The organism is Aliirhizobium smilacinae (genome assembly GCF_006335145.1).
In the GTDB taxonomy this organism is placed as follows: Bacteria; Pseudomonadota; Alphaproteobacteria; order Rhizobiales; family Rhizobiaceae; genus Neorhizobium; species Neorhizobium smilacinae.
This window is the reverse complement of sequence record NZ_VDMN01000008.1, coordinates 1-25,210: the sequence shown is the minus strand read 5'-3', so window position 1 is coordinate 25,210 and position 25,210 is coordinate 1. Positions and strand designations below refer to the sequence as shown.

Genomic DNA, 25,210 nt, shown 5'->3' with positions numbered 1-25,210 from the left:
TGTGGCAAACCCAAGGAATGAAGATGTCGTTGGCGATTTGATCCAGCACGGCGGTAATCTCGCCAAGGCGCGTGCGCTGTTTCCTCAGGCACCCGAGCCGTGGATCGATCTTTCGACTGGCATCAACCCGCATTCCTACCCGCATTCGCCGATCCCCGGCAATGTTTTTGCACGTCTGCCGGAGCCGACATCGCTCGACGAGCTGAAGGTGATCGCTGCCAGCGCCTATCACGCGCCGTCCGCGGCGCATGTCGCCGCAGGACCGGGCACGCAGATCCTGTTGCCGATCGTCGCCTCGCTAGTCGAGGGACGCAGGGCGGCCATCCTGTCGCCTACCTATGCCGAACACGCCCGCGCGGCAAAACTGGCCGGTTTTACCGTCATCGAAACCGATGATTTCGAGAAACTCGGAACGGCGGATCTTGCGGTTATCATCAATCCCAACAATCCGACCGGCCGCATCGTTGCGAAGGATGATCTGCTGTCTCTTGCCGTGATCATGCGCGAGAAGGGCGGGCTTTTGATCGTCGATGAAGCTTTCATCGATGTTTCAGAAGCCGAAAGCGTGGTCGATATGGTCAATGACGGCGGCCTTCTCGTCCTGCGCTCCTTCGGCAAGTTTTACGGCATGGCGGGATTGAGGCTCGGTTTTGCGATCTCCCGTCCCGACGTCGTCCGGACGGTCGAGGCAAGGCTCGGCCCCTGGGCGGTTTCAGGTCCGGCTCTGCATGTGGCAAGCGAGGCGCTGGCTGATCATTCCTGGCAGATGAAGATGCAGCAAAGGCTGAAAGACGATGCCGCAAAGCTTCAGAACTTGCTGTGCGGTGCCAATATCACGGTTTTCGGAGGGACGTCGCTATTCCGCCTCGTCCGCCATCCGCGCGCACAGGCACTCTATCGGCATCTCGGCGATCACGGCATTATCACCCGCCGCTTCGACGAACGCCCGGACGATCTGAGGATCGGGTTGCCGGGTGAAGATGGCTGGGCGCGGCTGGAGCAGGCTCTGGCGTGTTTCGCTAGGAGCTAACCAGTCCCTAAGAGAGGCCAGGTCTGCCGCTCGAGGTTGAAAGCGCGGCGAATGAAGCTAGCCGGTTCAATCCAGGTGCCTTTGGGGTCCGGAAATTCTGGTTCGGCGCCCGAGGGCGGAAGGTATTCGTCATGCTCGTAATTCAGCGCCTTGTTGATCTGCCAGGGTTGTACTGTATTGCCGATTGCCCTTGGAGGTCCACGGAAACCGAGTGCGCCGGAAAGCGGACTGCTGGTCGGGTCCAGGACATGGCCAAAGAAGTTGCCGAACGGAAAAGCCAGGCGAAGTACGAGATCCTTTTCGGACGCCAGAACATAGATGTGCCCGGTTTTCTTGAACGCATCGGCATACTCCTTTTCGAGGCAGGTCCGCTCTATGGCCGCAGCCATCAGGCAGGCGGACCGTGTTTCGCGCTCCAGCCGCCTGATCGTCTCTAAAGCAACGCGGGCACCCAGACTGTGACTGGCGAAGGATAAGCTTGCTGCCTGTCCCAGGTCACGGTTGCAGAACGCTGCCAGTTTCTTGCCCGTAAGGTTCGCTGTTGGTTTCTCCACCGGATAGCTGATGAAGCCGGCATAGGAGTCGCCCGGCCATAAAATACCGATGAAAACCGCAGAAGGCGGCAGGTTGAGAACTGCTTCGAGCCGGGTGAGCGCATGCACTCCGTCGCTCTGCCTATTGTTGTAGCCGTGAATGACGAAAAGGATGTCGTGGCCGGCGGTCTGCTGCCTGAATATATCCGGTCTTATCGGAGACAGGGCAAAGTCGGTATCGCTCTTTTGTATGGCCGGCGTCGTTGCGATGGCACCGCCAATCGGTGAAACCCGAAAGTTGAGGAATAGCGTCACAGCGAGGCTCTATCCCCTTACGGCCTTAAAGGCCCATGCCGCCTTTGAAATGGCCGAGGACAGATCCTTGGCAATGGGGGCAACCGGAACGGCAACCAGGCCGATCAGCAAGGCCAGAATGAAGTGCGAAGGCCCGAATTCAGGATATGTAACAACGGCCATGCCCACTTCAGCCAGAACGATCGCAATCGCCGCGGCAACGAACCGTGACGTGTTGCGATACTGCTGTTCGGCTCGCTCGAAGGCAGCGTCCAGCCGGGCGTCTATGATCGCATCGAAACGGGCCAGCACAGCCAGTTCCGTTTCGTTCGGCGTCTCGCCACTGTCTATCTTCCGGGCAATGGTGGTAAGAAGATCGTCGTCATTCGGAAGCACATTGCCGGCAATCGTTGCGGCCGTCCTGGAGTTAAAGCCCAGCCTGATCAGATTTCTCGCGGTCGCCTTCTGCTCGGCCTTGTCCATTCCGTTCAACCAGTTTGCCTTTACGACGGCAAATGGATCTTCGGCGTTGATCGTCTTGAGAGCCGGTTCAAAAGGCTGAAACGCGGACCTGATGAAATGATAGCCGACATTGGAAATGCCGCCGTTAAAAGGTTTGGTTACGTCAACAAGCCCGAATGACGCCGTGCCTAAGGCGGCAACGGCCGACAGGGCGGTGCCGAATTGACCGAGGTCGATGCTCCCGATTTCCGCAATGCTCATAAGATCCCCCATCTGGCAGCCGCGATGCCTTTTGGCAGCGTTTCCCTGCGACATTCTCTAATGAGAGGAGAGTGAAGTAATTCTCTATTGGTTGCAATATAAATAAATACAACCAAAGGTTATTGATTGGTGTCCCGCCATGCCGCTTGCGCGCCTGCGACCGGCAGTGCGGTCGCCTCGTAGATGCCGCGGGCGATGGCGCGGGCGGTCACCACTGTCGTCAGATGGCAGAGTTCGGCGAAAGCCGTGGGATCCTGCAGCGGTTTTTTCCCGGTGGCTGCGGAAAACATCGTGTCGCCATCGCCGGGCAGGTGCGCCGGCAGCACGGCACGAGCGAGCCCGTCATGCGCCATGATCGAGAGGCGATGCGCCTGCGCCTTGGTCAACACGGCATCGGTCACGATCACGCCGATCGTCGTTGCCTTCAGCTTGACGCCCTTGATGCGCAATGCCGTGTCATCGTCGGTGAAGTGGTGCGGAAAGCCGAGGCCGCCGAATTCGCCGTGTCTCTCGAAGGGAGCAGCCCAGAAATGCGGGCCATCGCCAATGGTTGCCGAGCCCAGGGCATTGACGGCAATGAGGGCGGCGATCCTGTGGCCCGAAGGTGTCACGCCGCTGGCCGAGCCGATGCCGCCTTTGAAGGTCGCTGTCGTGGCGCCTGTTCCTGCACCGACCGTGCCGAGCGCAAAAGCCCCCTTGTCCGCGGCCAGAAAGGCATCATAGCCCATGTCGCGATAGGGCGAGTGCAGGCCCCAGTCCTTGTTGCCGCCGTTCAAAAGGTCCATCAGAATCGCCTGCGGCACGATCGGCACTTTTGTCGACCCCACTTCAAGGCCACGGCCGATCTGGCGCAAACCGGCCTGCACGCCACCAGTGGCATCGAGACCGAATGCGGATCCACCTGACAGCACGAAGGCATCGACAGCCTGAACCGTCATCGACGGATCGAGAAGGGCTGTATCACGCCCGCCCGGCGCACCGCCGAGAACCGAGCCGGAGGCAATCGCCGGCGTGTCGAAGATGATTGCCGTGACGCCCGAGCCGAGCACGAGATCGGTGGCATGGCCAACGGCCACGCCCTCGATATCGGTGAGAAGATTGAGGTCCGTCACGATGCTCACATCACTCGATGTCGAACTTGACGCCCTGCGCCAGCGGCAGGGTGCGTCCGTAGTTCAGTGTGTTGGTGGCGCGGCGCATATAGGCACGCCAGGCGTCGGAACCGGATTCGCGACCGCCACCGGTTTCCTTTTCGCCGCCGAACGCACCGCCGATCTCGGCACCGGACGGGCCGATATTGACGTTGGCAATGCCGCAGTCCGAACCACGGGCGGAAACGAAGGTTTCCGCCTCGCGCATGTCGTTGGTGAAGATCGAGGAAGACAGGCCCTGCGGCACGTCATTGTGCAGGGCAAGCGCCTCATCGAAGGTCGAATATTTCATCACGTAGAGGATAGGCGCGAAGGTTTCGTCCTTCACCGGGCCAGTCTGGGCCGGCATTTCGACGATTGCCGGGCGGACGTAATAGGCATCGGCCGCTTCGCCGTCGAGCACGCGCTCGCCGCCGACAACCGTGCCGCCAGCAGCCTTGGCCGCGTCGAGGGCCGCCTGCATCTTGTCGAAAGCCTGTTTGTCGATCAGCGGACCGACGAGATTTCCGTCCGTCAGCGGCGAGCCTATCGTAACCGACTGATAGGCCTTGGAAAGGCGCGGAACCAGCGCATCATAAACGCTGTCATGGACGAAGAGGCGGCGCAACGTCGTGCAGCGCTGGCCGGCCGTACCCATGGCGGAAAATGCGACGCCACGCAGCGTCAGGTCGAGATCGGCCGTCGGGGTGACGATCGCGGCGTTGTTGCCGCCGAGTTCGAGGATCGAGCGGGCAAAACGCTGCGCCAGCTTCGGTCCGACTTCGCGGCCCATACGGGTCGAGCCGGTGGCGGAAACCAGCGGCACCTTTTCGTGGTCGACCATCACTTCGCCGATCTCGCGGCCGCCGATCAGAAGCGTCGACAGGTTCTTCGGTGCTTTACCGCCATCGGCGTTATAACGGGCAAGTGCCTTGTCGAAGATCGCCTGGGTGGCGAGCGCCGTCAGCGGCGTCTTTTCCGACGGCTTCCAGATGGTGGAATTGCCGCAGACGATGGCAAGCGCCGCATTCCACGACCAGACGGCGACCGGGAAGTTGAAGGCGGAAATGATGCCGATGGCGCCCAGCGGATGCCAGGTTTCCATCATCCGGTGTTCGGAACGTTCGGTGGCGATCGTCAGGCCGTAGAGCTGGCGGGAAAGACCAACTGCGAAATCGCAGATGTCGATCATTTCCTGCACTTCGCCGAGACCTTCGGAGGTCACCTTGCCGACTTCGATCGAGACGAGGCGGCCGAGGGCGGCCTTGCCCGCGCGCAGTTCCTCGCCGAGCAGCCGGATCAGTTCGCCGCGCTTGGGAGCAGGCACAAGACGCCATTCCAGGAAGGCTTCATGAGCTGCGTCGATGGCCTTTTTTGCCTCAGTGGCGCTTATTTCAGGCAACTTGCCGATTTCGGTGCCGGATATCGGCGAACGGACGGTGAGCGTGCCGCCCCTGTACTTGTCGGATGCGACGCCGAGATCGGCAAAGATCTTGTCCACTTCGGCGGCGAGGTCGAGTTTGGCGAGCGTCATGTCGGTCTCCGGGTGTCTGATTTGGGGGTCAATCTACAAGTCGGTAGCGTTTTCGCAACACGCCTGCCGACGGGGTGTCATTTCAGAAGCGTTCGGTGGCAAAATGGGCGATCTGGGCCCCTGCCTCGTAATAGGCTTCCTTCATCGGGCGGAAACCCGGTTCCGTTACCGGGGTCAGCGGCAGCGGCAGATCCGCTTCGGTGATCTCGCCCAGGATATGGCGGGCCAGGACCTTGCCGAATGTTGAGCCGGGTGAAATGCCACGGCCGTTATAGCCGGAAAAACCGATGACGTTCTGGCCGAACTTGTGAAAACGCGGCAGCGCATTGTCCGTCATGCCGATCTTGCCATACCATTCGGCCTCGAATTCCACGTCACCCAGCTGCGGGAAAAGCCGTTTCAACGAGCGGCGCGCCCAGGCCTTGTGAACCGTGTTGCCGGTGCCGCGCAATGCGCCGACCGAGCCAAAAACCAGCCGTCCGGCCTGATCCATACGGAAGGAGGAGAGCACCTCCTTCGTATCCCAGCATCCTTCACAATTGGGCAGGATCGAGCGGCGCAGGTTGGCGGAAAGCGGCTTGGTTGCCAGGTTGAAATAGGGGAGGTGGACCTGTTCGCGTCTCACTTGCGCCCACGGACCTGTCGAATAGGCGTCGGTGGCGACAATCACCCAGTCGGCGGAAACTTCGCCTTGCGCCGTGCTGACGATCTTTTTGCCGTTTGCCTCGCCGGTGGAGATGACAGGGCTGCCGGTATGAAGTTTCGCCCCTGCCTTGACGGCGGCATGCGCCAGTCCACGGGCATAAGCGAGCGGCTGCAGCGTGCCAGCGCGCATGTCGAGCAGCGATCCGGCATAGGCTTTCGTGCCGATCCGGCGTTCGGTCTCGGCTGCATCGAGTATTGTCAGCGGGGCGCCGCGCTTTTGCCATTGGCGAGCGCGCTCCTCCAGTTCCGTCATGCCTTCCGCGCCGACGGCACAATGCAACGTGCCATTGGTCTCCAGCTCGCAGCTTATGCCGTGTTTCTCGATCAGTTCGCGTACGAGATATGGGCCATTGCCCAACAGGTCGAGCGCGCGTTCGCCGTACTGGTCGCCGAGTTCTTTCGGAAAGTCATCGGGCATCACCCACATGCCGGCATTAATCAGGCCGACATTACGCCCGGCGCCACCAAAGCCGATCTCGGTGGCTTCCAAAAGCACGACATCAGTGCCGCGCTCGGCCAGATGCAGCGCGGCAGACAGGCCGGTATATCCGCCGCCCACGATCACTACGTCGGCAGCAATATTTCCCTTGAGGGGCATAGTTACAGGTGCGGGCGGCGCGGTCCTCTCCCAGAGGCCGTGCGAGCGTGGATCGTTCAGCATGAAAAGTTCCCGAATTTTATTGTTTGCCCGACTTTACAGAGGCGATTTCCCGATGAATATCGACATAATCTCATTAGGTCATTCGCTGGAGGAATGACATGCTCCCACCTCGCCGGTTCCTTCCATCATTCTCGCTGCTCTCCGCATTCGAGGCTGCGGCACGCACCGGCAGCGTCACGGCGGCTGCCAACGAGCTCGGCCTTACCCAAAGCGCCGTCAGCCGGCAGATTTCGGCGCTGGAAAAACAGCTCGGCGTGGCGTTGTTTCTGCGCGAGCGCCAAACGATCCGGCTGACGCTTGCCGGCGACGCCTATGCACGCGAAGTTCGCGAGGCGTTGCGACGTATTTCGAACGCCTCCCTCAACTTGCGGGCCAATCCCGCCGGCGGCACGCTCAACCTCGCCATCCTACCGTTTTTCGGTACGCGCTGGCTCACGCCGCGCATCGGAAAATTTCTCGATCAGCATCCCGGCATGGTGGTCAATCTGATCACCCGGCTGGAGCCGTTCGACTTCCGCTTCGATACGCTGGATGCGGCGATCCATTTCGGTGTGGCGCGCTGGCCGGGTGCTGCGTTGAGTTTTCTGATGGATGAGGAAACGGTGCCGGCCTGCAGCCCCGAATTCCGCATGCGCCATGGCCTGTCGGCGCCCGCAGATTTGCTGAAAGTGCCGCTTCTGCATTTGAGCACGCGGCCGGATGCCTGGGAATTGTGGCTGGGCCGAAACAAGGTCCCGTTCGATACTGTGCATGGCATGCTGTTCGACCAGTTCACCACGATGGTTGAGGCGGCACGGTCCGGCCTGGGGGCTGCACTCCTGCCCCGGTTCCTGATCGAGCGGGAACTGGAGGAGGGACAGCTGGTTCTTGGCGTTGAAGCCGAACCGATGCCGACCGGGCAATATTATCTTGCCTATATGCCGGACCGGGCGAGCTATCCGCCGCTTGCTGCCTTTCGTGACTGGATCGTCGCCGAGATCCGGTCGGATCCGCTTGCGCCTTCTGTTTCCATCGGCCAATAGTCAGTCATACGATCATCGCGGCCGCAGAGCCGGCCCGTCAGTCAGTCCACAAAGGCTAAGCGAACCCCATGAAACCAATCTTCGTGCAGCTCCGCTGCAAGCCCGGCAAGACCTACGAGGTTGCCGACGCCATTTACAAGACCGAGCTCGTGTCCGAGCTTTATTCCACTAGCGGTGAATGGGATCTGCTGCTGAAGGTCTATATCAGCGACGAGGCGGAGATCGGCCGTTTCGTCAACGAAAAGATCGCCTGCATCGAGGGTATCGAACGGTCGCTGACGACGATCACCTTCACGGCTTTCTGAGCCACGCGATCGCCGCCAGCCATTCAAAACAAAAGCCGCCTCGAGGGCGGCTTTTCTGCATCTGTCATCCGGGGGCACGCCTAGACGTGCGCGACCGGCGCCGATTTTCTCGATGCGACCAGCTTGCTGATCGCCAGACGTACATCGTCGGGCGAATCGAAACGCTGTTCGTCGAGATCGATGACGTGGAATTTCACCGCGATGAATTTCAAACGGTTTTCATCCGGTATGACGATGCCGACGGGCTCGCCGGCGAATTCAATAACTTGCTTCTGCATAACAGACTCCCGCATTGGCTGCATGTCGAGCAGCGCAAAACGAATGATAATTTCAGGAACGAATAGAACCGGAAGCGTTACATTCGACAGCACGGAAGGGAGCAGCGATCCGTGCCATTCATATCGAGCGCATGCCGAATGAAGGCGATATCGCGTGTAATATCAGACATGCAATTCTCCTTCTACGTGTTGCGCGATTAAGTCAGAATCGATTTTCTGACCACCGATCACCCTAGCCGAAACTGGCCCAGCGATCAATGAAATCCTATTTAGACAGAATATTTTTCTGCATGATGACAGGAGAAAGGCGATATTGTGAAATTACGTTCGCAATCCCGCCGGTCACTCCAGCTAGGCTAAGTTAGGGAGCGGCACTCGCCAAACAAGGGCGAGGGGGAAGTTAAATTTCACTTTGGCGGAAGACGCAGGACATTGCGGAGGTGGTCGATGCAGAGGTTTATGCTCGTCTCGCTGACGCAAAGAGGCGGTGCCAGGACCAGCCTGCCGGATCGATCGACGTCATGCAGAACATGGCCGTCAAGCGCATCCCATGATTCCGCGTCTTCTTCCAAGAGTTGTATTGTCCATGCCAATCCGCTTCCTTCGACTTTTTCGATCCGAGTGCTTTCATCGGCAAGTTGCCTCAGGCCTTTTTCGAGAATGCCGCCCATGGCAACGGCATTCGCCTGCAGGTTTTCTTGGCGCAACACCGCAAGCGCGGCCAATGCCGTGGCGGCTTCCACCGGCGAGACGGGCTCTGCCAGCGGAGCCAAGGCTTCTGCGAGATCCTCCTGGCAGAAAACGAAAGACAATCGGCCGCCATCGCTGCTGCCCGCCAGCAGGAGATCGGCCGTAACCGCCTCGCGCTCGATACCCCAGACTGTTTCGCCCAAGCGGCCGTAGCCGGTCCGGGTCTCATCGACGATGATCACCCGGCCCTCTTCCCGCGCCGCCGCAGCGTGTTCCGCCAGACCGGCAAAACCGGGCAGAGGCTCGATAATCAGCGGTGCGGCACTGCCGCCATCATCATGGCCTGCCCGTTCGTCGGTCTCGACATAGGGAAGGTCTTCTTCTTGCATCGGTTCATCCGGCTCGTCCGATGCGCTGTTTTCCTGATAGGCCGCAATCGCAGCCCTGGCTTTGGTCGCATCCATGGTTACGGCGATCTCGTTGATTGCCTCGATAGCGGATCGCCGGTCCTGAAACAGGACGACGTCGGTAAAGCCGGCCGGTGCGATTTCCAGAAGCGCCTGTCTCAAGGCCTCCGCCTCAGCACTTCCGTCATAGGCGGCGGTGATCCGCAGATGTTGCTGGTAACTGGCAGTCGCCAGTGCCGGATGCCCGTGGCCGATCAGCGGTGCGCTGCCGCTGAAATCCAGAAGCACGCCGCCGGTTTCGTCATAGACGAATTCACGCCAGCCCCGTACCTCCCGGCCCGAAATGGCAGGAGGCGCATCGCGATCGATCCCGAGCAGCGTGGAAGGTGAGGGGGCGAGGCGACGCCACACGGAAGCCTCCGACGGCCGGCAGAACAAAGGCGGTTCGCCGTCCGGGTCGCTCGACAGTCTCAACCGCAGTCCGCCGACCGAATCGGCCGCGCCGGCAACCGTGCCGAGCCTGTCTCCAGTGCCGACTTCCGCGCCTTCCTCTATCGCGGCCTCGATGCCCTCAAGAAGCAGCGTCACGGTTTCGCCGCGCAGCGACAGTTGCGGCGAGACCTGGACCACCGTGCCGCTGAACGGCGCGGCAAGCGCAGTTCCCGTCGGCAGGCAGACATCCACATGCAGGGCGACATTCTGCGGTTCGGCGTCGCCCGTTTCCGGCTTGCTTCTCGACAGGCGGTATTCGCCATAACGGGTGCTGCCCATGCCGGTATCCCAGGCGACGCGGGCAAGAAGCCGCCAGTCGCAATCGGGGTCCATCCAGTTGCCGGAATGGAAAAGCGAGCTTGCCGGGCTCAGGTCTACGAGCTGGATCCGGTCGGTATCGAGGTCCGGCAGAAGCGGGCCGAGATCGAGAGGGACTGTCTCGATGCGGCAGGTTTCCTGGATCGAGGCGTGCATATAGGCCGCCGTGACCGTCGAGGCGTTGATCAGGACCTGACGGCGCTCCCTTGCTTCCTCGGCGGCGGCCTTGTCGTCCGGTGCCAGTGCGTGGCCGTTTTCGGCCAGAGCTGCCGAAAACGCGATGTCGGCGATGACAAGCGGCCAGAGTGCCTCCAGCTCGCTGGCATTCAGCGGGTCGATCGCATGATAGGCGCCAACGGTCGGCAGGATCGACATGGGCTCGCCGCCCTGACTGGTGACGATGCGGGCGCATGCCTTGGCAAGAGCTGCGACATACCAGCTTCGCGATAATCCGCTAAGGGCGGTAATTCCCGTCGGATGCCAGTCCTTGCCATCGGTTTCGCCGACCAGGTCTCCGGCACCGAGATCCGGAATTACAAGACCGATGCGAAAGTCGGCTGTCAGCGGATGAATGCGGCGTAATGCGGAGACCATGGCGCGGGCAATCGTGTCGCGCGCTTCCTGGTCGGTGACTGCAGAAAGAAGCGACACCGTGCGCGGCCCCGCCTTTCGCAATTCGTCCTCGTGTTCGCCGTTCCAGAGATCGGGATCGAAGTCTTCAAGGCTTTTCGCAAGCCCTGCAATCAATGCGCCAAGCGCCGCGGCGGCCTCCAAGGTGACTTCCCGATCCTCGGGCGGCGGATCGCCATCGAGGACCGTCAGCAACCGGACGGCATGATCCTTCCCTCCAATCTCGACGGTCAGAAGGTCCGATCCCTGTTTGGTCGCTACCGGTTCGGGTACCGGCGGCCCGTCCGGGCTTCGGATGATATGGCGCATGACCTCGTGTTCGGCCCGCAGCGCCGGCTCGTCGGAAGCCTGCCGGATATCGAGGAAATAGCGGAGGTGGCCGTTGTCCACCAGGTATCCCGGGTGCCCACTTTCCTCCACGGGAAAGATCTGGCCGGAGAGGCCCCAATGCTCTCGCAACAGGGCATCCACCGCATCCAGCGACACGCCGTCGTCATGGTCATCGGTGATGACGGGGGCTTCAAGCACTTCGGACGCGTCGTCTGGCATTCTCACTCTCCGGTATAAACCTTCACGAGAGGATAGCGCAGGGAAACGCCGCGTCCATAGGGCTTTTCAGCTCTTGCTGAAGTGAACTATCCCATACGCTCGGATGCGTAGGAACCGGGGCTCGGCGGGAACACCACGGTGCGGTTGCCGTTGATGAAAGTCCGGTGGTGGATATGGGCATGAATGGCCCGCGCCAGAACCTGGCTTTCGACATCGCGGCCCAGCGAAACATAATCATCAGGCGACTGCGCATGCGTTACGCGCACCGTGTCCTGCTCGATGATCGGGCCTTCGTCGAGATCGGCGGTAACGTAATGCGCTGTCGCGCCAATCAGCTTCACGCCGCGCTGATAGGCCTGTTTGTAAGGGTTGGCGCCCTTGAAGCTCGGCAGGAAGGAATGGTGGATGTTGATGATCCGGCCCGACATTTTTGTGCAGAGCTGGTCGGACAGAACCTGCATGTAGCGCGCCAGAACGACAAGCTCGGTGCCGCTGGTCTCGACGACTTCCAGCAACTGGGCTTCGGCCTGCGGCTTGTTGTCCTTCGTCACCTTGATGTGGTGGAAGGGAATGTCGTTGTTGACCACCAGTTTCTGGTAGTCGAAATGGTTGGAAACGACGCCGACGATGTCGATCGGCAGGGCGCCGATCTTCCAGCGATACAGAAGGTCGTTGAGGCAGTGGCCGAAACGGGAAACCATCAACAGGACTTTCATCCGTTCTGCCGAATCGAAAACGTCCCAATCCATGCCGAGTTTTTCCGCAACCGGCGCAAAACCGGCCAAAAGCGCTTCGCGATCGGCACCCTGTTCGGAAATGAAGCTGACCCGCATGAAGAACTTGCCGGTATCCAGGTCGTCGAACTGCGAACTATCGATGATGTTGCAACCCTTTTCGGCAAGAAAGCCGGATATCGCCGCCACGATCCCTCGTGTGGACTTGCACGATACGGTCAGGACATAGCTTTTCATCGTCATTCGTCGTTTCCCCTGCAATTCCCTGGGCTGCACTCAGCAGCAATGACCTATATGCGAAGGCGCCCGATATAAACCGTATCTCTTGCCCGCGATTACTTTTTCTTCGTTTCGTGCCGCTTGTCATCGCTCCTGCCTGCGTCACATTAGGCGCGGCGGTATAAAACTCCGTCCCCATTGCGTCTTTCGCGGGTGCAGGACCGCCGTGTCGCGACGTGAATGCTTTCGTCCCCCATTAGCGATTTCATAAGTTGCTGATGCGAGGGTAGCGCGCGATACTGGAGAAGAAGCGTGAACGGACGCCTGACAGGATACAAAGCTTATGCGCGGCGGCTTGCCGTCGCCCTTTCCTGTGTTGCGGTTGCGGCAGGGTCGGCACAGTCGGCGGAGTGCATGAGAGGCATCAATCTCGCAGGCGCCGAATTCGGCAGCCTTGGTCAGGATTACGGGACGGGTTACGTCTATCCGTCCGAAAAGACGATCGCTTATTTCAAGGACAAGGGTTTTACCGGCGTGCGGCTGCCCTTTCTGTGGGAGCGCCTGCAGCCGAAACTCTACGACAAGTTCGACACCGCCGAATTGAGACGGCTGCGCGCCACGGTGAAAGCCATCCGCTCCGCCGGCATGCAGGTGGTTCTCGATCCGCATAATTATGCTCGCTACGGAGACCAGATCATCGGCTCCGAAGCGGTGCCGCAAAGCGCATTTGCAGATTTCTGGCGGCGTCTGGCGACGGTGTTTTCCGGTCAGGACGAGGTCCTGTTCGGGTTGATGAACGAGCCTTACGGCATATCCGCCGAGGACTGGCTTTCGGCCGCCAACGGGGCGATATCGGCGATCCGCCAGAGCGGTGCGGATAACCTGATCCTCGTGCCGGGCACGGCATGGACCGGTGCGCATAGCTGGTCCGGCGGGGATTACGGCATGCCGAACGCCAGCGTGATGACGGGCGTGGCTGATCCCGGCAACAATTACGCCTTTGAAGTCCATCAATATCTCGATGTCGATTTTTCTGGAAAGAACGAGGAATGCACGCGGGCAGTGGATGCCGTGAAGGCCGTCCATGACATGGGAGACTGGCTCGCTGCCCAAGGACGCCGCGGTTTCCTGGGAGAGTTCGCCGTTTCGACCATGCCGATCTGCCAGCAGGCGTTGACGGATATGGTGGCAGCGGTCGAGAGCCGGCCGGATGTCTGGCTCGGCTGGTCCTATTGGGCGGCGGGAGACTGGTGGAAACCGTCGGAACCGCTCAACATCCAGCCGACCGAAAGCGGCGACCGCCCGCAGATGCAGACGCTGCAGGCGCTGTTTGCGGAGCGCAAGACCTGCGGTGGGTGAGGACTGGTTGGCGAAGCCGACGAAACGATCTGGTCAATCGCTTCGAAGGACGAACGCCTTGAGCCCTGGCGAAAGACCGGGGACGTTTCCACTCTCCCCCTCAACAAATCCAATCCCTTACACAAATTCTCATCCCCGCCTTCCAAACCCGTGCCTACAATCCCTCCGTTCCGTCACGGATACACCGGCAGGCGTGCTGGCGAGACGGGACCGGCGCTGGTGGTGGAGGAATGACGTAAACCGTCACCACCGGGGTCCGCGGAAAATGGTCTCCCTCCGGCGACACGGGGGAAGCGGATAAGGTTTCGGACCGGCCTTTCCGTTTCTGATGCCCGAACGGCGCGTCGGATGTGCCTGTGCGGCACACCAGGGTGGCTTCAGGGATGGTTTCGCCGGGCTTATTAAGTCCGTCCGTGAAAACGGAAAACCCGGCGACACAAATCATCCGGCAAGGCCAAGGCAGAGGGACCGGAGTCGCGGATAAAAACTGCCGAACGGGACGCTGAGAGGTGTCACATAAACTAAAACTTACGAGGCAGCTTTCAGCGGCCCGGCCGATCTTGAAAATGCCGAGCATCACCAAGGGCTTACTGCGTTCGGATTTTACTCCGGTGGATACCGATGCTCGCCGCCGCGGAAATCGCTGACCGAATAACAGCCACCTTCGCCACGCACGGCGCTTTCACCGATCACCGCCTTGCCATGACCACCCGGGATGTCGAGCACATAGGTCGGCTGGCAGAGACCGGAAATCGTCCCGCGCAGCGCCGAGACGATCTTCTGGCCTTCCTCGATATCCATGCGGAAATGCCCGGTTCCGGGTGCAAGATCGGGATGATGCAGGTAATAGGGTTTGACGCGCGTCTCGACAAAGGCCTTCATCAGCGCACCCAGTACGGCCGGGTCGTCGTTGATGCCTTTCAAGAGTACGGTCTGGCTCACCATCGCAAAACCGGCATCGACCAGCCGTGCGGAGGCGGCGCGGGCTTCCGCCGTCATCTCCCGGGGATGGTTTGCGTGAAGCGCGATGTAGACGACCTTGCCGCTTTCCCTGAGCGCCGCAATCAGCGCTTCGTTGATGCGGTCGGGCTCGACCACCGGCACGCGGGTGTGGAAACGGACGATCTTCACATGATCGATTGCCGCCAGGCCGCGCATGATCTCGCCCAGCCGGCGCGGTGACAGAACCAGCGGGTCGCCGCCGGTGAGAATCACTTCCCATATCTCCGGATGATCGCGAATGTAATCGAGTGCCACTGAAAGCTCGTCGGCCGCCAGCGTACCGTCGCCCTGCGGCCCCACCATCTCCCGGCGAAAACAGAAACGACAATAGACCGGGCAGATATGCACTGCCTTCAGCAGCACCCGGTCGGGATAACGATGAACGATACCCTTGACCGGGCTGTGTGCGGCGTCGCCGATCGGGTCCTCGCGCTCTTCCGGCGTCGTCACCAGTTCGGCGGCATCCGGCACGAATTGGCGGGCGATCGGATCGTCCGGGTCCTTGCTGTCGATCAACGAGACAACCGTCGACGTCAGCGCGATCGCATACCGATCCGCCACGGCGCGGATCGCGTCCAGCCGGTCAGGATCGAGCAGTCCGGCCGCCTGCAGTTCCTGTGGCGTTTTCAGCGTGCGCGCCGTGGTCAAGACAGCACCTCCGCCACCGGCGCCCACATGACCTGGTCGATACGTGTCGCTCCGGTCGCCAGCATGGCCAGCCGGTCGAAGCCGAGAGCGGCACCGCTTGCTTCCGGCATCATCGACAGGGCGCTCAGGAAATCCTCGTCGATCGGATAGGTCTCGCCGTAGATGCGGGTCTTTTCCGCCATTTCGTGTTCGAAGCGGCGGCGCTGCTCTGCGGCGTCGGTCAGTTCGCCGAATGCGTTGGCCAGTTCGACACCGCAGGCATAAAGCTCGAAACGTTCCGCCACCCGCGGATCGCGGGCGGAAGGCCTTGCCAAGGCTGCCTCGCAGACAGGGTATTCACACAGGATCGTCGCACGGCCCTGACCCAGATGCGGCTCGATCTTCTCCACCAAAACCTTGCTGAACAGGTCCGCCCAGGTGTCGTCTTCGGCGAGCCGAATGCCGGAATTGCGCACAGATGCTGCAAGAAGATCGCGATCGGTCTCGCCCGATGCGGCAATGGAGGACAGAAGATCGATACCGCCAAAACGGTCGAAGGCCTGCGCCAGCGTCAGCCTTTCCGGCTCGGCAAAAGGATCTGCTTCCATGCCACGGAAGGAAAAACGCGTCGTGCCGGTCGTCTCGGCTGCAAGCTTCAGCATGTCGGCGCAATCGGCCATCAGCTGCTCGTAATCTTCCCCGACGCGGTACCATTCCAGCATGGTGAATTCTGGATGGTGCAACGGCCCGCGCTCGCGGTTTCGATAGACATGTGCGAAGGTGAAGAGGCGGCTCTCACCGGCGGAAAGCAGCTTCTTAGCGGCGAATTCCGGCGAGGTGTGAAGATAAAGCGGTGCCGCGCGACCGTCGATCGTCAGCGCTTCGGTTGCAAAAGCATGGAGATGCGTCTCATTGCCGGGAGATACCTGCAGGGTCGCGGTGTCGACCTCAATGAAATCGCCCTTCTCGAAATAGCTGCGCAGCGCCGACTGAACCTTGTTGCGGCCGATCAGAAACGGCCGGCGGTCGGCATGGGCCGTTTTGCTCCACCAGGGAGGTGCGGATACGCCGGGGCGGTTCATCAGACGAGCTTTCTTCGGCTTGTCGGCCAATGCCGGGGCTGGCTATTTGGCGGATTTTGCGTTAGTTGCGCCGGCAAGGAAACCTGAAAAGCATCTCCACGGCCATTTCGCCAGTCATCTACGACGTGGCCGGCCGAGTTACAAGGAACTCTTATGGTCAAGGTCATCGCCTCTTCCGTCCGCAAGGGCAACGTCATCGATGTAGACGGCAAGCTCTATGTCGTTCTTACTGCCGAGAACTTCCACCCCGGCAAGGGCACACCTGTTACCCAGGTCAACATGCGTCGCATCGTCGATGGCGTGAAGGTGTCGGAGCGCTGGCGTACGACCGAGCAGGTCGAGCGCGCCTTCGTCGAGGACGTCAACCACCAGTTCCTTTATGAAGATGGCGAAGGCTTCCACTTCATGAATCCTGAAAACTACGACCAGCTCGTTGTCGACGTCGACACGATGGGCGACCAGAAGGCCTACCTGCAGGAAGGCATGACCTGCATTCTGTCGATGCACGAAGGCATCGCGCTTGCTCTGCAGCTGCCGCGCCACGTGACGCTCGAAATCACCGAGACCGAGCCGGTCGTCAAGGGCCAGACGGCATCGTCGTCCTACAAGCCGGCGATGCTGTCCAACGGTATCCGCACTGCCGTCCCGCCGCATATCGATGCCGGCACCCGCGTCGTCATCGCGACGGAAGACAATTCCTACGTCGAACGCGCCAAGAACTAAAAATCTGCCGGGGCATCGTCCCCGGCATTCCAGACCGCATTAAAAAACCTCCGAAGCTTGCGCTGCGGAGGTTTTTTTGTTGTGCCGGATGTAAGAAGCGAGGCCGGCGGACCGGCCGCAGCTTTTAGTCCTTGACGACCTTGGCAGACGCAACCTCGGTCTTTGCCGTCGAACCAACGGCATATCCGCCGCCGATGGCAACGTTGAGCGAGACGTAATCCTGCGCCATCGTCTGAACGGCAGCGGCAAGGTTGGCCTGCGCCGTCGAAACCTGACGCTGGGCGTCGAGAACGTCGAGCAGCGAGGATGCGCCGTCGCGGTAGCTTGCCGTCGCAAGCTCGAGGGCTTCCTGGTAGGATTTCACAGTTGCACGCAGCGCTGAAACCGTACGGCCGTCGCGGGCAACTGCAGCCAGCGCATTTTCGACTTCCTCTATCGCGCCGAGAACGGTCTGCTTCCATGACAGATAGGATTCACGGGCAGCCGATTCAGACGACTTGACGTTCGCCTTAAGCGCGCCGCCATCGAAGATCGGCAGTGAAAGCTGAGGACCGAAGGACCAGGACAGGATGCCGCTTTCGCCGCCGCCCTTAACGTAGGACGGGGTGATCGAGCCACCCAGAGAAATGGACGGGTAGAGCTGTGCCTCCGCTACGCCGATGCGCGCGCTTGCTGCTGCAAGGTTCCGTTCAGCGGCGCGAACGTCGGGACGGTTGCGGATCAAGTCGGCCGGTACGCCGGATTTCGGGCTGAAGCGGGCAACCGGCTGGCGTGCGCCACGCTGCAGGTCGGCGATCAGCGAGGATGCCGGCAAGCCGAGCAGGGTCGCGATGCGGTGCGCGGCCTGACGGAACTGGGTTTCGAGGCCCGGCAGTTCAGACAGCGTCGAATTGACCAGACCTTCGGCCTGGACGACGTCCAGACGCGATGCCGCGCCGGCTTCGAGCTGAAGCTTTGTGAGGTTCAGTGTTTCGCGACGCGAATCAAGGTTCTGGCGGGTAAGCGCGATGCGTTCCTGATAGAAACGCACATCAATGTAGGCGCCGGCTACGGAAGACAGCAACGCCAAGCGTGCGACATCAACGCTGGCATAGCTTGCGTCGAGATCTGCAAGTGCGGCTTCCTTCGAACGGCGATAGAGGCCGAAGAGGTCGAGGAACCAGGAGGCCGTCGGACCGCCGGAAACCGAAGTCTGTTCGGCAAGTGCGCTCGCGCTCGGGGTGCCGCCCAGTCGATCTGCGCCGCTGCGGCTTCCCTGGGCGCTGAGATCGAGCGACGGCAATCCACCAGCGCCGGCGCTGATGACAGCTGCCTGTGCCTGATTGATACGTTCCAGCGCCTGGAGAACATCGAGGTTCTGCGACAGGCCCTGATTGACATAACCATTCAGGCGTGTGTCGGAGAATGCTGTCCACCAGGCATTCTTGGCGACGTCACCATTGCTGGTGGCGGAGCCTTCGGCAAACTTTGCCGGAAGCGAAATCTGCGGTGCAGTATGGTCTGGACCAAGTGTGCAGCTGGACAGAAGAAGCAGTACGAGGGGGGCGGCTGCGCGAGTGGAAATCATATTTTTGTCCCAAAGCCCTTACTTACAAGCCCGCCCGTCGCGGAGCCGACATAATTGAACTGGCGACCGTAATCAGAGTCGATGACAGAATGCCACCCACTGGTAAACGGATTTAACTAGTCTTCGCCTGTTTTTCACGATTTGATAACTGCCTGACGACAACAAAAAACGTCGGAACGAAGAAAATTCCGAGGAGTGTTGCAGAAAGCATACCACCGAGCACGCCAATGCCGATTGCATTCTGTGCGGCAGAGCCTGCTCCTGTCGCAATCGCCAGTGGTACGACGCCGAGGATGAAGGCGAGCGACGTCATGATGATCGGGCGAAGACGCAGTCTGGCGGCTTCGAGGGTCGCTTCGATCAGCCCCATACCCGTCGCCTGCCGGTCCTTGGCGAATTCGACGATCAGGATCGCGTTCTTGGCCGCCAGACCGATTGTCGTCAGCAGGCCCACCTTGAAATAGACGTCATTCGACTGGCTGAGCAGATAGGCCGCCGCCAGCGCGCCGAGCACGCCGATCGGTACCGCAAGGATGACCGAGAACGGAATGGACCAGCTTTCATAAAGAGCTGCAAGGCACAGGAAAACGATTAGGACGGACAGGGCGTAGAGCATCGGTGCCTGCGAACCGGACAGACGTTCCTGATAGGAAATGCCCTGCCATGCGACGGTGTAGCCGCCTGGCAGTGCTGTCACCAGCCGTTCCATCTCGTTCATCGCTTCGCCGGTGCTGACGCCCGGCTGGGTCGAGCCGTCCAGCGAAATGGCGCTTGTGCCGTTATATCGGGCAAGCTGCGGCGTACCGGTGACCCAGTCCAGTTTGCTGAACGAGGAGAAGGGTACCATCTCGCCATCCGTGTTGCGGGCATACCAGTATTTGAGGTCGTCCGGCTGCATGCGGTAGGGCGCATCGCCCTGTACGTAAACCGGCTTCAACTCGTTGGCGAGGGTGAAGTCGTTGACGTCGCGTCCGGCAAATATGGTTGCCAGCATCGAATTGACGGCCGCAAGATCAACCCCCATCGCACCGAGCTTTTCCTGGTCGAGCAGGATCTTCAGCTGGGTTTCACTGCGCTGGTTGTTGGTGCGCAAGGAACTGATGAGAGGATTGGTCGCGCTTTCGCTGATCAACTGTTGCGAGACCTGGGTGAGCGCGTCATTGCCGTTATTGCCGCTATCGACCACATAGACGGAAAAGCCGCTGGAATTGCCGAGACCCTGGATGGCAGGCGGCAGAAGCGCGAAAACCTGGGCATCGCGCAGGCCGAAGAAATGGCCCTGGGCACGCTGAAGAACCTCGGCCGCAGACTGGCCGGCTCCCTCACGCGCCGAGAAGTCGCGAAGCTTGGTGAAGACGATGGCGTTGTTCTGGCCCGTGCCGCTGAAGCTGAAGCCGAGCGCCCCGAAGACCGCGTCGACATTATCCTTCTCCTTTTCGAGGAAGTAGGATTCCACCTGCTTGACCACTTCCTCCGTCCGCGCCGTCGTGGAGCCGACCGGCGTCTGGATGATCGTCATCAGAACGCCCTGATCTTCCTGGGGAAGGAAGGAGCTCGGCAGTCTGGAGAACAGCAGGCCGCAGCCGCCGACGATCAGCGCGAAAAGCAGCATGACGCGCAGTGGACGCTTGAGCAGATAGCCGATCGTGCCGACATAACCGTTTGTCGTCTTGTCGAAGCCGCGGTTGAATTTCGCGCCTAGGCCGCTCTTCTTCTTGGCGTGATCGATCGGCTTCAGCATCGTGGCGCAGAGTGCCGGCGTCAGTACGATGGCAACCACCGCCGAGAGCAGCATGGCGGAGACGATCGTCACCGAGAACTGGCGATAGATGATACCGGTGGAGCCGCCGAAAAAGGCCATAGGGATAAAGACGGCCGTCAGGACCAGTGCGATACCGATGATCGCACCGGTGATCTCGTGCATCGACTTTTCGGTCGCCTCGAGAGGAGACAGCCCTTCCTCATCCATGATGCGCTCGACATTTTCGACCACAACGATCGCGTCGTCCACCAGAAGCCCGATCGCCAGCACCATGGCGAACATGGTGAGCGTATTGATCGAGTAACCGGTCAAAGCAAGGATGCCGAATGTGCCGAGAAGAACCACGGGCACCGCAATCATAGGAATGAAGGTCGCACGCAGGTTCTGCAGGAATATGAGAAGAACGACGAAGACGAGAACGATCGCCTCGATCAGCGTGTGCACGACCTTCTCGATCGAGAGCTTCACGAACGGCGTCGTATCGTAGGGATAGGTGATCTCGACGCCATCGGGAAGCGAGCCGGCAACCCGATCGAGCTCGGCCTTGACGCGCGCTGCCGTATCGAGCGCGTTGGCGCCCGTAGCAAGGTTGACGGCGAAACCTGTCGCCGGTTTGGTGTTCGAGCGGGAGCTGCCGCCGTAGGATTCCTGGCCGATTTCAACGCGGGCCACGTCGCTGAGGCGAACCGTTGCGCCGTCCTGCTCGACCTTGAGAATTATGCGTTCGAACTCGTCGACGGTGGTCAGCTGGCTCTGGGCCGTCATGGTGACGGTCAGCTGCTGGCCGTCGGTCACCGGCTGGGCGCCGAGCGAACCGACGGAGACCTGGGTATTCTGGGCTTCGATCGCAGACGTCACGTCGGCGGCGGTCAACTGGTATTTCTGCAACTTGAAGGGATCGAGCCAGACGCGCATGGCATAACCGGAGCCGAAGACGTTGATGCTGCCCACGCCTTCAAGGCGCTGAACCTGATCCTCGATCGAGGTCGCGAAAATATCGCCTAGATCGACGGAACTGCGCTTGCCGTCCTGAGAGACAAGAGCGCCGACCATCAGAATGCTCGAGGTCGATCGCGTAACCGATATGCCTTGGCTCTGCACGACGTCGGGCAATTGCGACTGCACCAGCTGCAGCTTGTTCTGCACCTGAACCTGAGCGATATCCGGTAAAATGCTGTTGCCGAAGGTCAGCGTCACGCTGGCACTGCCTGTCGAAGATGACGAGGTCATGTAGGTCAGGTCATCAAGGCCGGTCATGCCGTCCTCGATGATGCTGGTCACCGATTTCTCGACCGTTTCGGCGCTGGCGCCGTTATACGTCGCGCTGATGCGTACTGTGGTCGGTGCGATATCGGGATATTGCGAGATCGACAGCGTGCTGATGGCAAGCGCGCCACCCAGCATGATGACGATTGCGATAACCCAGGCGAAGACCGGTCGCCGAATGAAATAATGCGCCATTTCGAAATTCCTTGCCGCGTTCGTTCCGCGTTCCTGGGCGAGCTTCAGCCTTAAGGCTTGGCTTCATCGACCTTGGGCTGTTCGACCACAAAACCCTGGTCGTTGACCGTGGCTTCGACGGGCTGGACCGCTGCACCGTCGCCGATCCACTGGAAACCGTCGACAATCAGGCGATCGCCATCGTTTACGCCATCGGTAACAAGCCAGTTGTTGCCCGAGGATTTGCTGGTGCTGAATGTCCGCGTTTCCACCTTGTTGTCGGCGGTGACGAATTTTGCCGAAAGCTCGCCACGGGCGTTACGCGTGCCGGCTCTTTGCGGAATGAGGTAGCCGTTTTCAGTGCCGACCGTCACACTTGCCCGAACATACATGCCGGGAAGGATGATGTGGTCGGGATTTTCGAATATGGCGCGGATCTGATATGTGCCGGTGGTTTCGCTGACGGCGAGTTCCGCCATGTTGAGCTTGCCGGTGCGGTCGTATTTCGTGCCGTCTTCGAGCATCAGACTGATATCCGCCGTGCGCGGATCGCCATGGAGACGGCCGGAGGCGACTGCGGCGCGCAGTTCCAGAAGATTGGTGCTGGAATCGATGAGATCGATGTAGATCGGATCGATATTGCGCAGGGTCGTCAGCGCCGTCGTCTGGTTGGCGGTGACGATATTGCCGATGCTGACCGTGGAAATCGTGGTCACACCGTCGAAGGGCGCGCGAATCTTGGTGAAGTCGAGATCGATCTGGGCCGCATTCAAGGCTGCCTTGGCCGCTTCGACATCCGCCTCGGCCTGCAGCAGCGTGACCTTGGCGTTCTCGTATTCGATCTGGGTTGCGCCGCTGTTCACCAGTCTCTCGTAACGGGTCAGGTTCGCCTGGGCCGACGGAATGCTGACCTGGGCTTTCTGCAATGCAGCCTGCGCCTGGGCAACCGTTGCGGCATAGGTGTCGTCATCGATCTGGTAAAGAACCTCGCCGGCCTTGACCTCGCTTCCTTCCTTGAAAGCGATCTCGTTGATGGCGCCGTTGACGCGCGGGCGGATCTCGGTCGTCTGGAAAGCGACAGCTCGACCGGGAAGCACGTTGGTGATCGGCCGGTCCGTCTTTTTCATGACGACAACGCTGACGGGTGACGCGGGCTTCTGCTGCGCGGTGCCGGCGGATTGCTGGCCCTGATCGCTGCAGGCGGAAAGCGCCGTGGCGAGGAGAAGTGGGAGCACCAGTTTGCGAAGAATCATGATTTTTTCCAGACGCGGGCGGGGGCGAATATCTTGATTGCCGCCATACATATGGCGAAGGCGGCAATTAGCCGGCAGGATACCGGCGGAACTAGGGCAGAGGTCTCATGGTCGCATCTGCATGGTTGAAAAAGTGACGTAATTTAATTTTCATCACTTTGCAAGCGGGCTTTGCAGGGCGGCATTGGCAAGCGCGACGAGACCGTTCAACCGCTCGTCGAGTTCAGCCTGCGTCTCATGGGCGAGAAACACCGGGTGGAGAACGCTGGCAAAGGACGCTGCGACGTATCGGCTCGTCGCCCGACAGTCGGCGCAGTGATAGACGCCGGCTTCGACACCGTCCCGGATAAGATCGAAGAACAGGTCTTCGATCAACCGCCTGTAGTGAAAGCCGCTTTCGAGCTCGGTCTTTGCCACGAGGAAGATCATCTCGAGGAAGAAGGTGTTCTCGCGAATGTCTTCCAGATGGGCCTGCATCAGCCGACGGACGATGATGCCAAGCTTTTCGGGCGGCGGCGCAGGTGTATCGAGCGTGTCGAAGCGGCCGATCATGTGATTGATGTGGCGGTCGCAAATTGCGTCGACCAGCACGGTTTTTGAGTGAAAATGCTTGAACACGTTTGCCGGCGACATGCCCAGTTCCTGGGCGATGTCGGCTATGGAAGATTTGGCGATGCCCTTTTCGCGAAAAAGAGCATCGGCAATGCGTAAAATGTCTTCACGCGTCTCTTCGGCTTTGCGGCGCGGTTTTCGCACGCTCTATCCTCTTTCTTCAATATGCATATTCCGGCGGAAACTCTATTTCGTAAAATAGGGTTCCAGGTTGGTGCGAATCCGTTGCAGCACCGTTTCGCCGCTCGTGTCCGGTACGAAGTTTGTGCCGGTGATCATCTCGAATGCGTGCCGGTAAACGGCGGCCGTCTCTTCGATCAGCTCCGAGGGAATCGGCGGCAGCTCGTCCTTATAGGGATCGCAGCGTTCGACCACCCAGGCCCGGACAAAATCCTTGTCGAAACTTTTCGGCCGGCTGCCGGTGCGCAACGCCTCTTCATAGCTGTCGGCAATCCAGTAACGACTGCTGTCGGGCGTATGGATCTCGTCGGCCAGAATGATGGTCCCGTCGGCATCGGTGCCGAATTCGTATTTGGTATCGACGAGAATCAGACCGCGTTTTTCCGCCATCTCCTGGCCGCGGGCAAAAAGTGCCAGCGCATAGGCCGAAAGCGTCTGCCATTGTTCGACGGTCAGCAGGCCCTGATCCATAATGTCTTCAGGCGAAAGCGGTTCATCATGACCGCCATCGAAGGCCTTGCTGGTCGGGGTGATCACCGGTTCAGGCAGCGCCTGGTTGTCCTTCAGGCCATCGGGCAGGCTCAATCCGTACATGCTGCGCTCACCCTTCTTATAGAGAGTGAGAAGCGAGGTGCCCGTGGTGCCGGCAAGATAACCGCGCACGACGATCTCGACCGGCAGGATGTCGAGCCGTTTGCCGACGACCACATTAGGATCCGGATAGGCGATCACGTGATTGGGGCAAATGTCCTTCGTCGCCTCGAACCAGTAGCGGGCGGTCTGTGTCAGGACATGGCCCTTGTCGGGGATGCAGGTGATGATGCGATCGAAGGCGCTCAGGCGATCGGTGGCGATAATGATGCGCTCGCCGCTTGGCAGATCGTAGTTCTCCCGCACCTTACCGCGGTAATATTGGGGGAGTTCGGCAATAAAAGCTTCTTCCAAGACGCGCACGACGATCGCTCCGAAAAGGGCCCGGCAGGGCTGAGGTCTATATATAGAGAGCCTCGCTATCGCATATTTCTGCTTTTCGGCACAAGGACATTGCGGCATGCGCGGGTTTCGCAGTCGTCCGGCGCACGTTCGGCGAAGTTAACGCCGGTTAACCCGTTCTGGCGACGGCTTCCCCTGTGGAAATCCGGTAAATCCTTTAAAATCAATATTTTCTGGTTTTCTTGAAGTTTTTGCGACAAAGCGTGTTGACTTGGAAAAGGGGTTCCGACTATAACCCGGTCACTGACGAGGGCGGCGGCGCTGCTAGCGACGATGACCTTCGTTCTAAAGAAAACCACGAAAGATTGGCGGAAGCTGATTGAGACCGGGCTTCCGGTTTGGTCTCGAGGGCGACG

The 25,210-nt window shown here is 60.2% G+C and carries 21 protein-coding genes; 5 read left to right on the top strand and 16 right to left on the bottom strand.

Going from position 1 to position 25,210, the window contains the following annotated elements; genetic code table 11:
* Nucleotide 1 precedes the first annotated feature (1 nt).
* Entirely contained in the window at nt 2–1,030 is a 1,029-nt protein-coding gene (gene cobD, locus FHP24_RS24945) for a threonine-phosphate decarboxylase CobD (protein WP_246091936.1), read from the top strand.
* Here the strand turns inward: cobD and FHP24_RS24940 are convergent.
* The 5 genes from FHP24_RS24940 to FHP24_RS24920 all read right to left on the bottom strand — a co-directional run bounded on the left by FHP24_RS24940 (nt 1,027) and on the right by FHP24_RS24920 (nt 6,610).
* A complete protein-coding gene (locus tag FHP24_RS24940) occupies nt 1,027–1,878 on the bottom strand; it encodes an alpha/beta hydrolase (RefSeq protein ID WP_139678958.1) in 852 nt (283 codons plus the stop codon). The genes cobD and FHP24_RS24940 overlap by 4 nt on opposite strands.
* A 9-nt stretch (nt 1,879–1,887) precedes the next feature.
* Nucleotides 1,888–2,580, bottom strand: coding sequence for a hypothetical protein (locus tag FHP24_RS24935; protein ID WP_139678957.1), 693 nt, complete (start codon nt 2,578–2,580; stop codon nt 1,888–1,890).
* Nucleotides 2,581–2,699: 119 nt separating this feature from the next.
* Nucleotides 2,700–3,695 (bottom strand): P1 family peptidase, encoded by a 996-nt coding sequence (locus FHP24_RS24930; protein WP_139679103.1) that lies wholly within the window; start codon nt 3,693–3,695, stop codon nt 2,700–2,702.
* Between the two features lie 7 nt (nt 3,696–3,702).
* Entirely contained in the window at nt 3,703–5,244 is a 1,542-nt protein-coding gene (gene amaB / locus FHP24_RS24925) for an L-piperidine-6-carboxylate dehydrogenase (protein WP_139678956.1), read from the bottom strand.
* Between the two features lie 82 nt (nt 5,245–5,326).
* A complete protein-coding gene (locus FHP24_RS24920) occupies nt 5,327–6,610 on the bottom strand; it encodes an NAD(P)/FAD-dependent oxidoreductase (protein ID WP_139678955.1) in 1,284 nt (427 codons plus the stop codon).
* A 98-nt stretch (nt 6,611–6,708) separates the two neighbouring features.
* On the opposite strand from FHP24_RS24920, the gene FHP24_RS24915 reads away from it, so the two are divergent.
* Together FHP24_RS24915 and FHP24_RS24910 are read left to right on the top strand one after the other, a co-directional pair.
* Nucleotides 6,709–7,632, top strand: coding sequence for a LysR family transcriptional regulator (locus tag FHP24_RS24915; protein WP_139678954.1), 924 nt, complete (start codon nt 6,709–6,711; stop codon nt 7,630–7,632).
* A 68-nt stretch (nt 7,633–7,700) separates the two neighbouring features.
* Nucleotides 7,701–7,937 carry an Lrp/AsnC ligand binding domain-containing protein gene (locus tag FHP24_RS24910; RefSeq protein WP_139678953.1) on the top strand — a complete coding sequence of 79 codons (237 nt, stop codon included), beginning with the start codon at nt 7,701–7,703 and terminating at the stop codon, nt 7,935–7,937.
* 80 nt (nt 7,938–8,017) lie between these two features.
* Here the strand turns inward: FHP24_RS24910 and FHP24_RS24905 are convergent, their stop codons facing one another.
* The 3 genes from FHP24_RS24905 to purU form a co-directional block, all read right to left on the bottom strand.
* The gene (locus FHP24_RS24905; protein WP_139678952.1) at nt 8,018–8,215 is read right to left on the bottom strand and encodes a hypothetical protein; all 198 of its coding nucleotides are present in this window, start codon (nt 8,213–8,215) and stop codon (nt 8,018–8,020) included.
* Nucleotides 8,216–8,622: 407 nt separating this feature from the next.
* A complete protein-coding gene (locus tag FHP24_RS24900; RefSeq protein ID WP_139678951.1) occupies nt 8,623–11,301 on the bottom strand; it encodes an aminotransferase class III-fold pyridoxal phosphate-dependent enzyme in 2,679 nt (892 codons plus the stop codon).
* 86 nt (nt 11,302–11,387) lie between these two features.
* A complete protein-coding gene (gene purU, locus FHP24_RS24895) occupies nt 11,388–12,272 on the bottom strand; it encodes a formyltetrahydrofolate deformylase (RefSeq protein ID WP_139679102.1) in 885 nt (294 codons plus the stop codon).
* Nucleotides 12,273–12,566: 294 nt separating this feature from the next.
* Between purU and FHP24_RS24890 the strand changes: the two genes are divergently transcribed.
* On the top strand, nt 12,567–13,613 hold the full coding sequence (locus FHP24_RS24890; RefSeq protein ID WP_246091934.1) for a glycoside hydrolase family 5 protein: 1,047 nt from the start codon (nt 12,567–12,569) through the stop codon (nt 13,611–13,613).
* A 603-nt stretch (nt 13,614–14,216) separates the two neighbouring features.
* Here FHP24_RS24890 and FHP24_RS24885 read toward each other — a convergent pair.
* Together FHP24_RS24885 and epmA are read right to left on the bottom strand one after the other, a co-directional pair.
* Nucleotides 14,217–15,263 (bottom strand): lysine-2,3-aminomutase-like protein, encoded by a 1,047-nt coding sequence (locus tag FHP24_RS24885; RefSeq protein WP_139678950.1) that lies wholly within the window; start codon nt 15,261–15,263, stop codon nt 14,217–14,219.
* On the bottom strand, nt 15,260–16,324 hold the full coding sequence (epmA, locus tag FHP24_RS24880; RefSeq protein WP_139678949.1) for an EF-P lysine aminoacylase EpmA: 1,065 nt from the start codon (nt 16,322–16,324) through the stop codon (nt 15,260–15,262). The genes FHP24_RS24885 and epmA overlap by 4 nt, the downstream gene beginning before the upstream one ends.
* Before the next feature lie 153 nt (nt 16,325–16,477).
* On the opposite strand from epmA, the gene efp reads away from it, so the two are divergent.
* Nucleotides 16,478–17,047, top strand: a complete 570-nt coding sequence (efp, locus tag FHP24_RS24875) for an elongation factor P (RefSeq protein ID WP_139678948.1) — start codon at nt 16,478–16,480, stop codon at nt 17,045–17,047.
* 124 nt (nt 17,048–17,171) lie between these two features.
* Here efp and FHP24_RS24870 read toward each other — a convergent pair whose 3' ends face one another.
* The 6 genes from FHP24_RS24870 to FHP24_RS28930 all read right to left on the bottom strand — a co-directional run.
* A complete protein-coding gene (locus tag FHP24_RS24870) occupies nt 17,172–18,614 on the bottom strand; it encodes an efflux transporter outer membrane subunit (RefSeq protein WP_139678947.1) in 1,443 nt (480 codons plus the stop codon).
* Between the two features lie 112 nt (nt 18,615–18,726).
* The gene (locus tag FHP24_RS24865; RefSeq protein ID WP_139678946.1) at nt 18,727–21,837 is read right to left on the bottom strand and encodes an efflux RND transporter permease subunit; all 3,111 of its coding nucleotides are present in this window, start codon (nt 21,835–21,837) and stop codon (nt 18,727–18,729) included.
* 50 nt (nt 21,838–21,887) lie between these two features.
* Entirely contained in the window at nt 21,888–23,069 is a 1,182-nt protein-coding gene (locus tag FHP24_RS24860; RefSeq protein WP_139678945.1) for an efflux RND transporter periplasmic adaptor subunit, read from the bottom strand.
* 153 nt (nt 23,070–23,222) lie between these two features.
* Nucleotides 23,223–23,825: a TetR family transcriptional regulator gene (locus tag FHP24_RS24855; RefSeq protein ID WP_139678944.1), complete on the bottom strand. Its 603-nt coding sequence runs from the start codon at nt 23,823–23,825 to the stop codon at nt 23,223–23,225.
* Nucleotides 23,826–23,867: 42 nt separating this feature from the next.
* On the bottom strand, nt 23,868–24,815 hold the full coding sequence (locus FHP24_RS24850) for a phosphoribosylaminoimidazolesuccinocarboxamide synthase (protein WP_139678943.1): 948 nt from the start codon (nt 24,813–24,815) through the stop codon (nt 23,868–23,870).
* A 56-nt stretch (nt 24,816–24,871) separates the two neighbouring features.
* Nucleotides 24,872–25,210 (bottom strand): hypothetical protein (locus FHP24_RS28930; protein WP_210237873.1); only part of this gene is annotated, 339 nt, incomplete at its 5' end.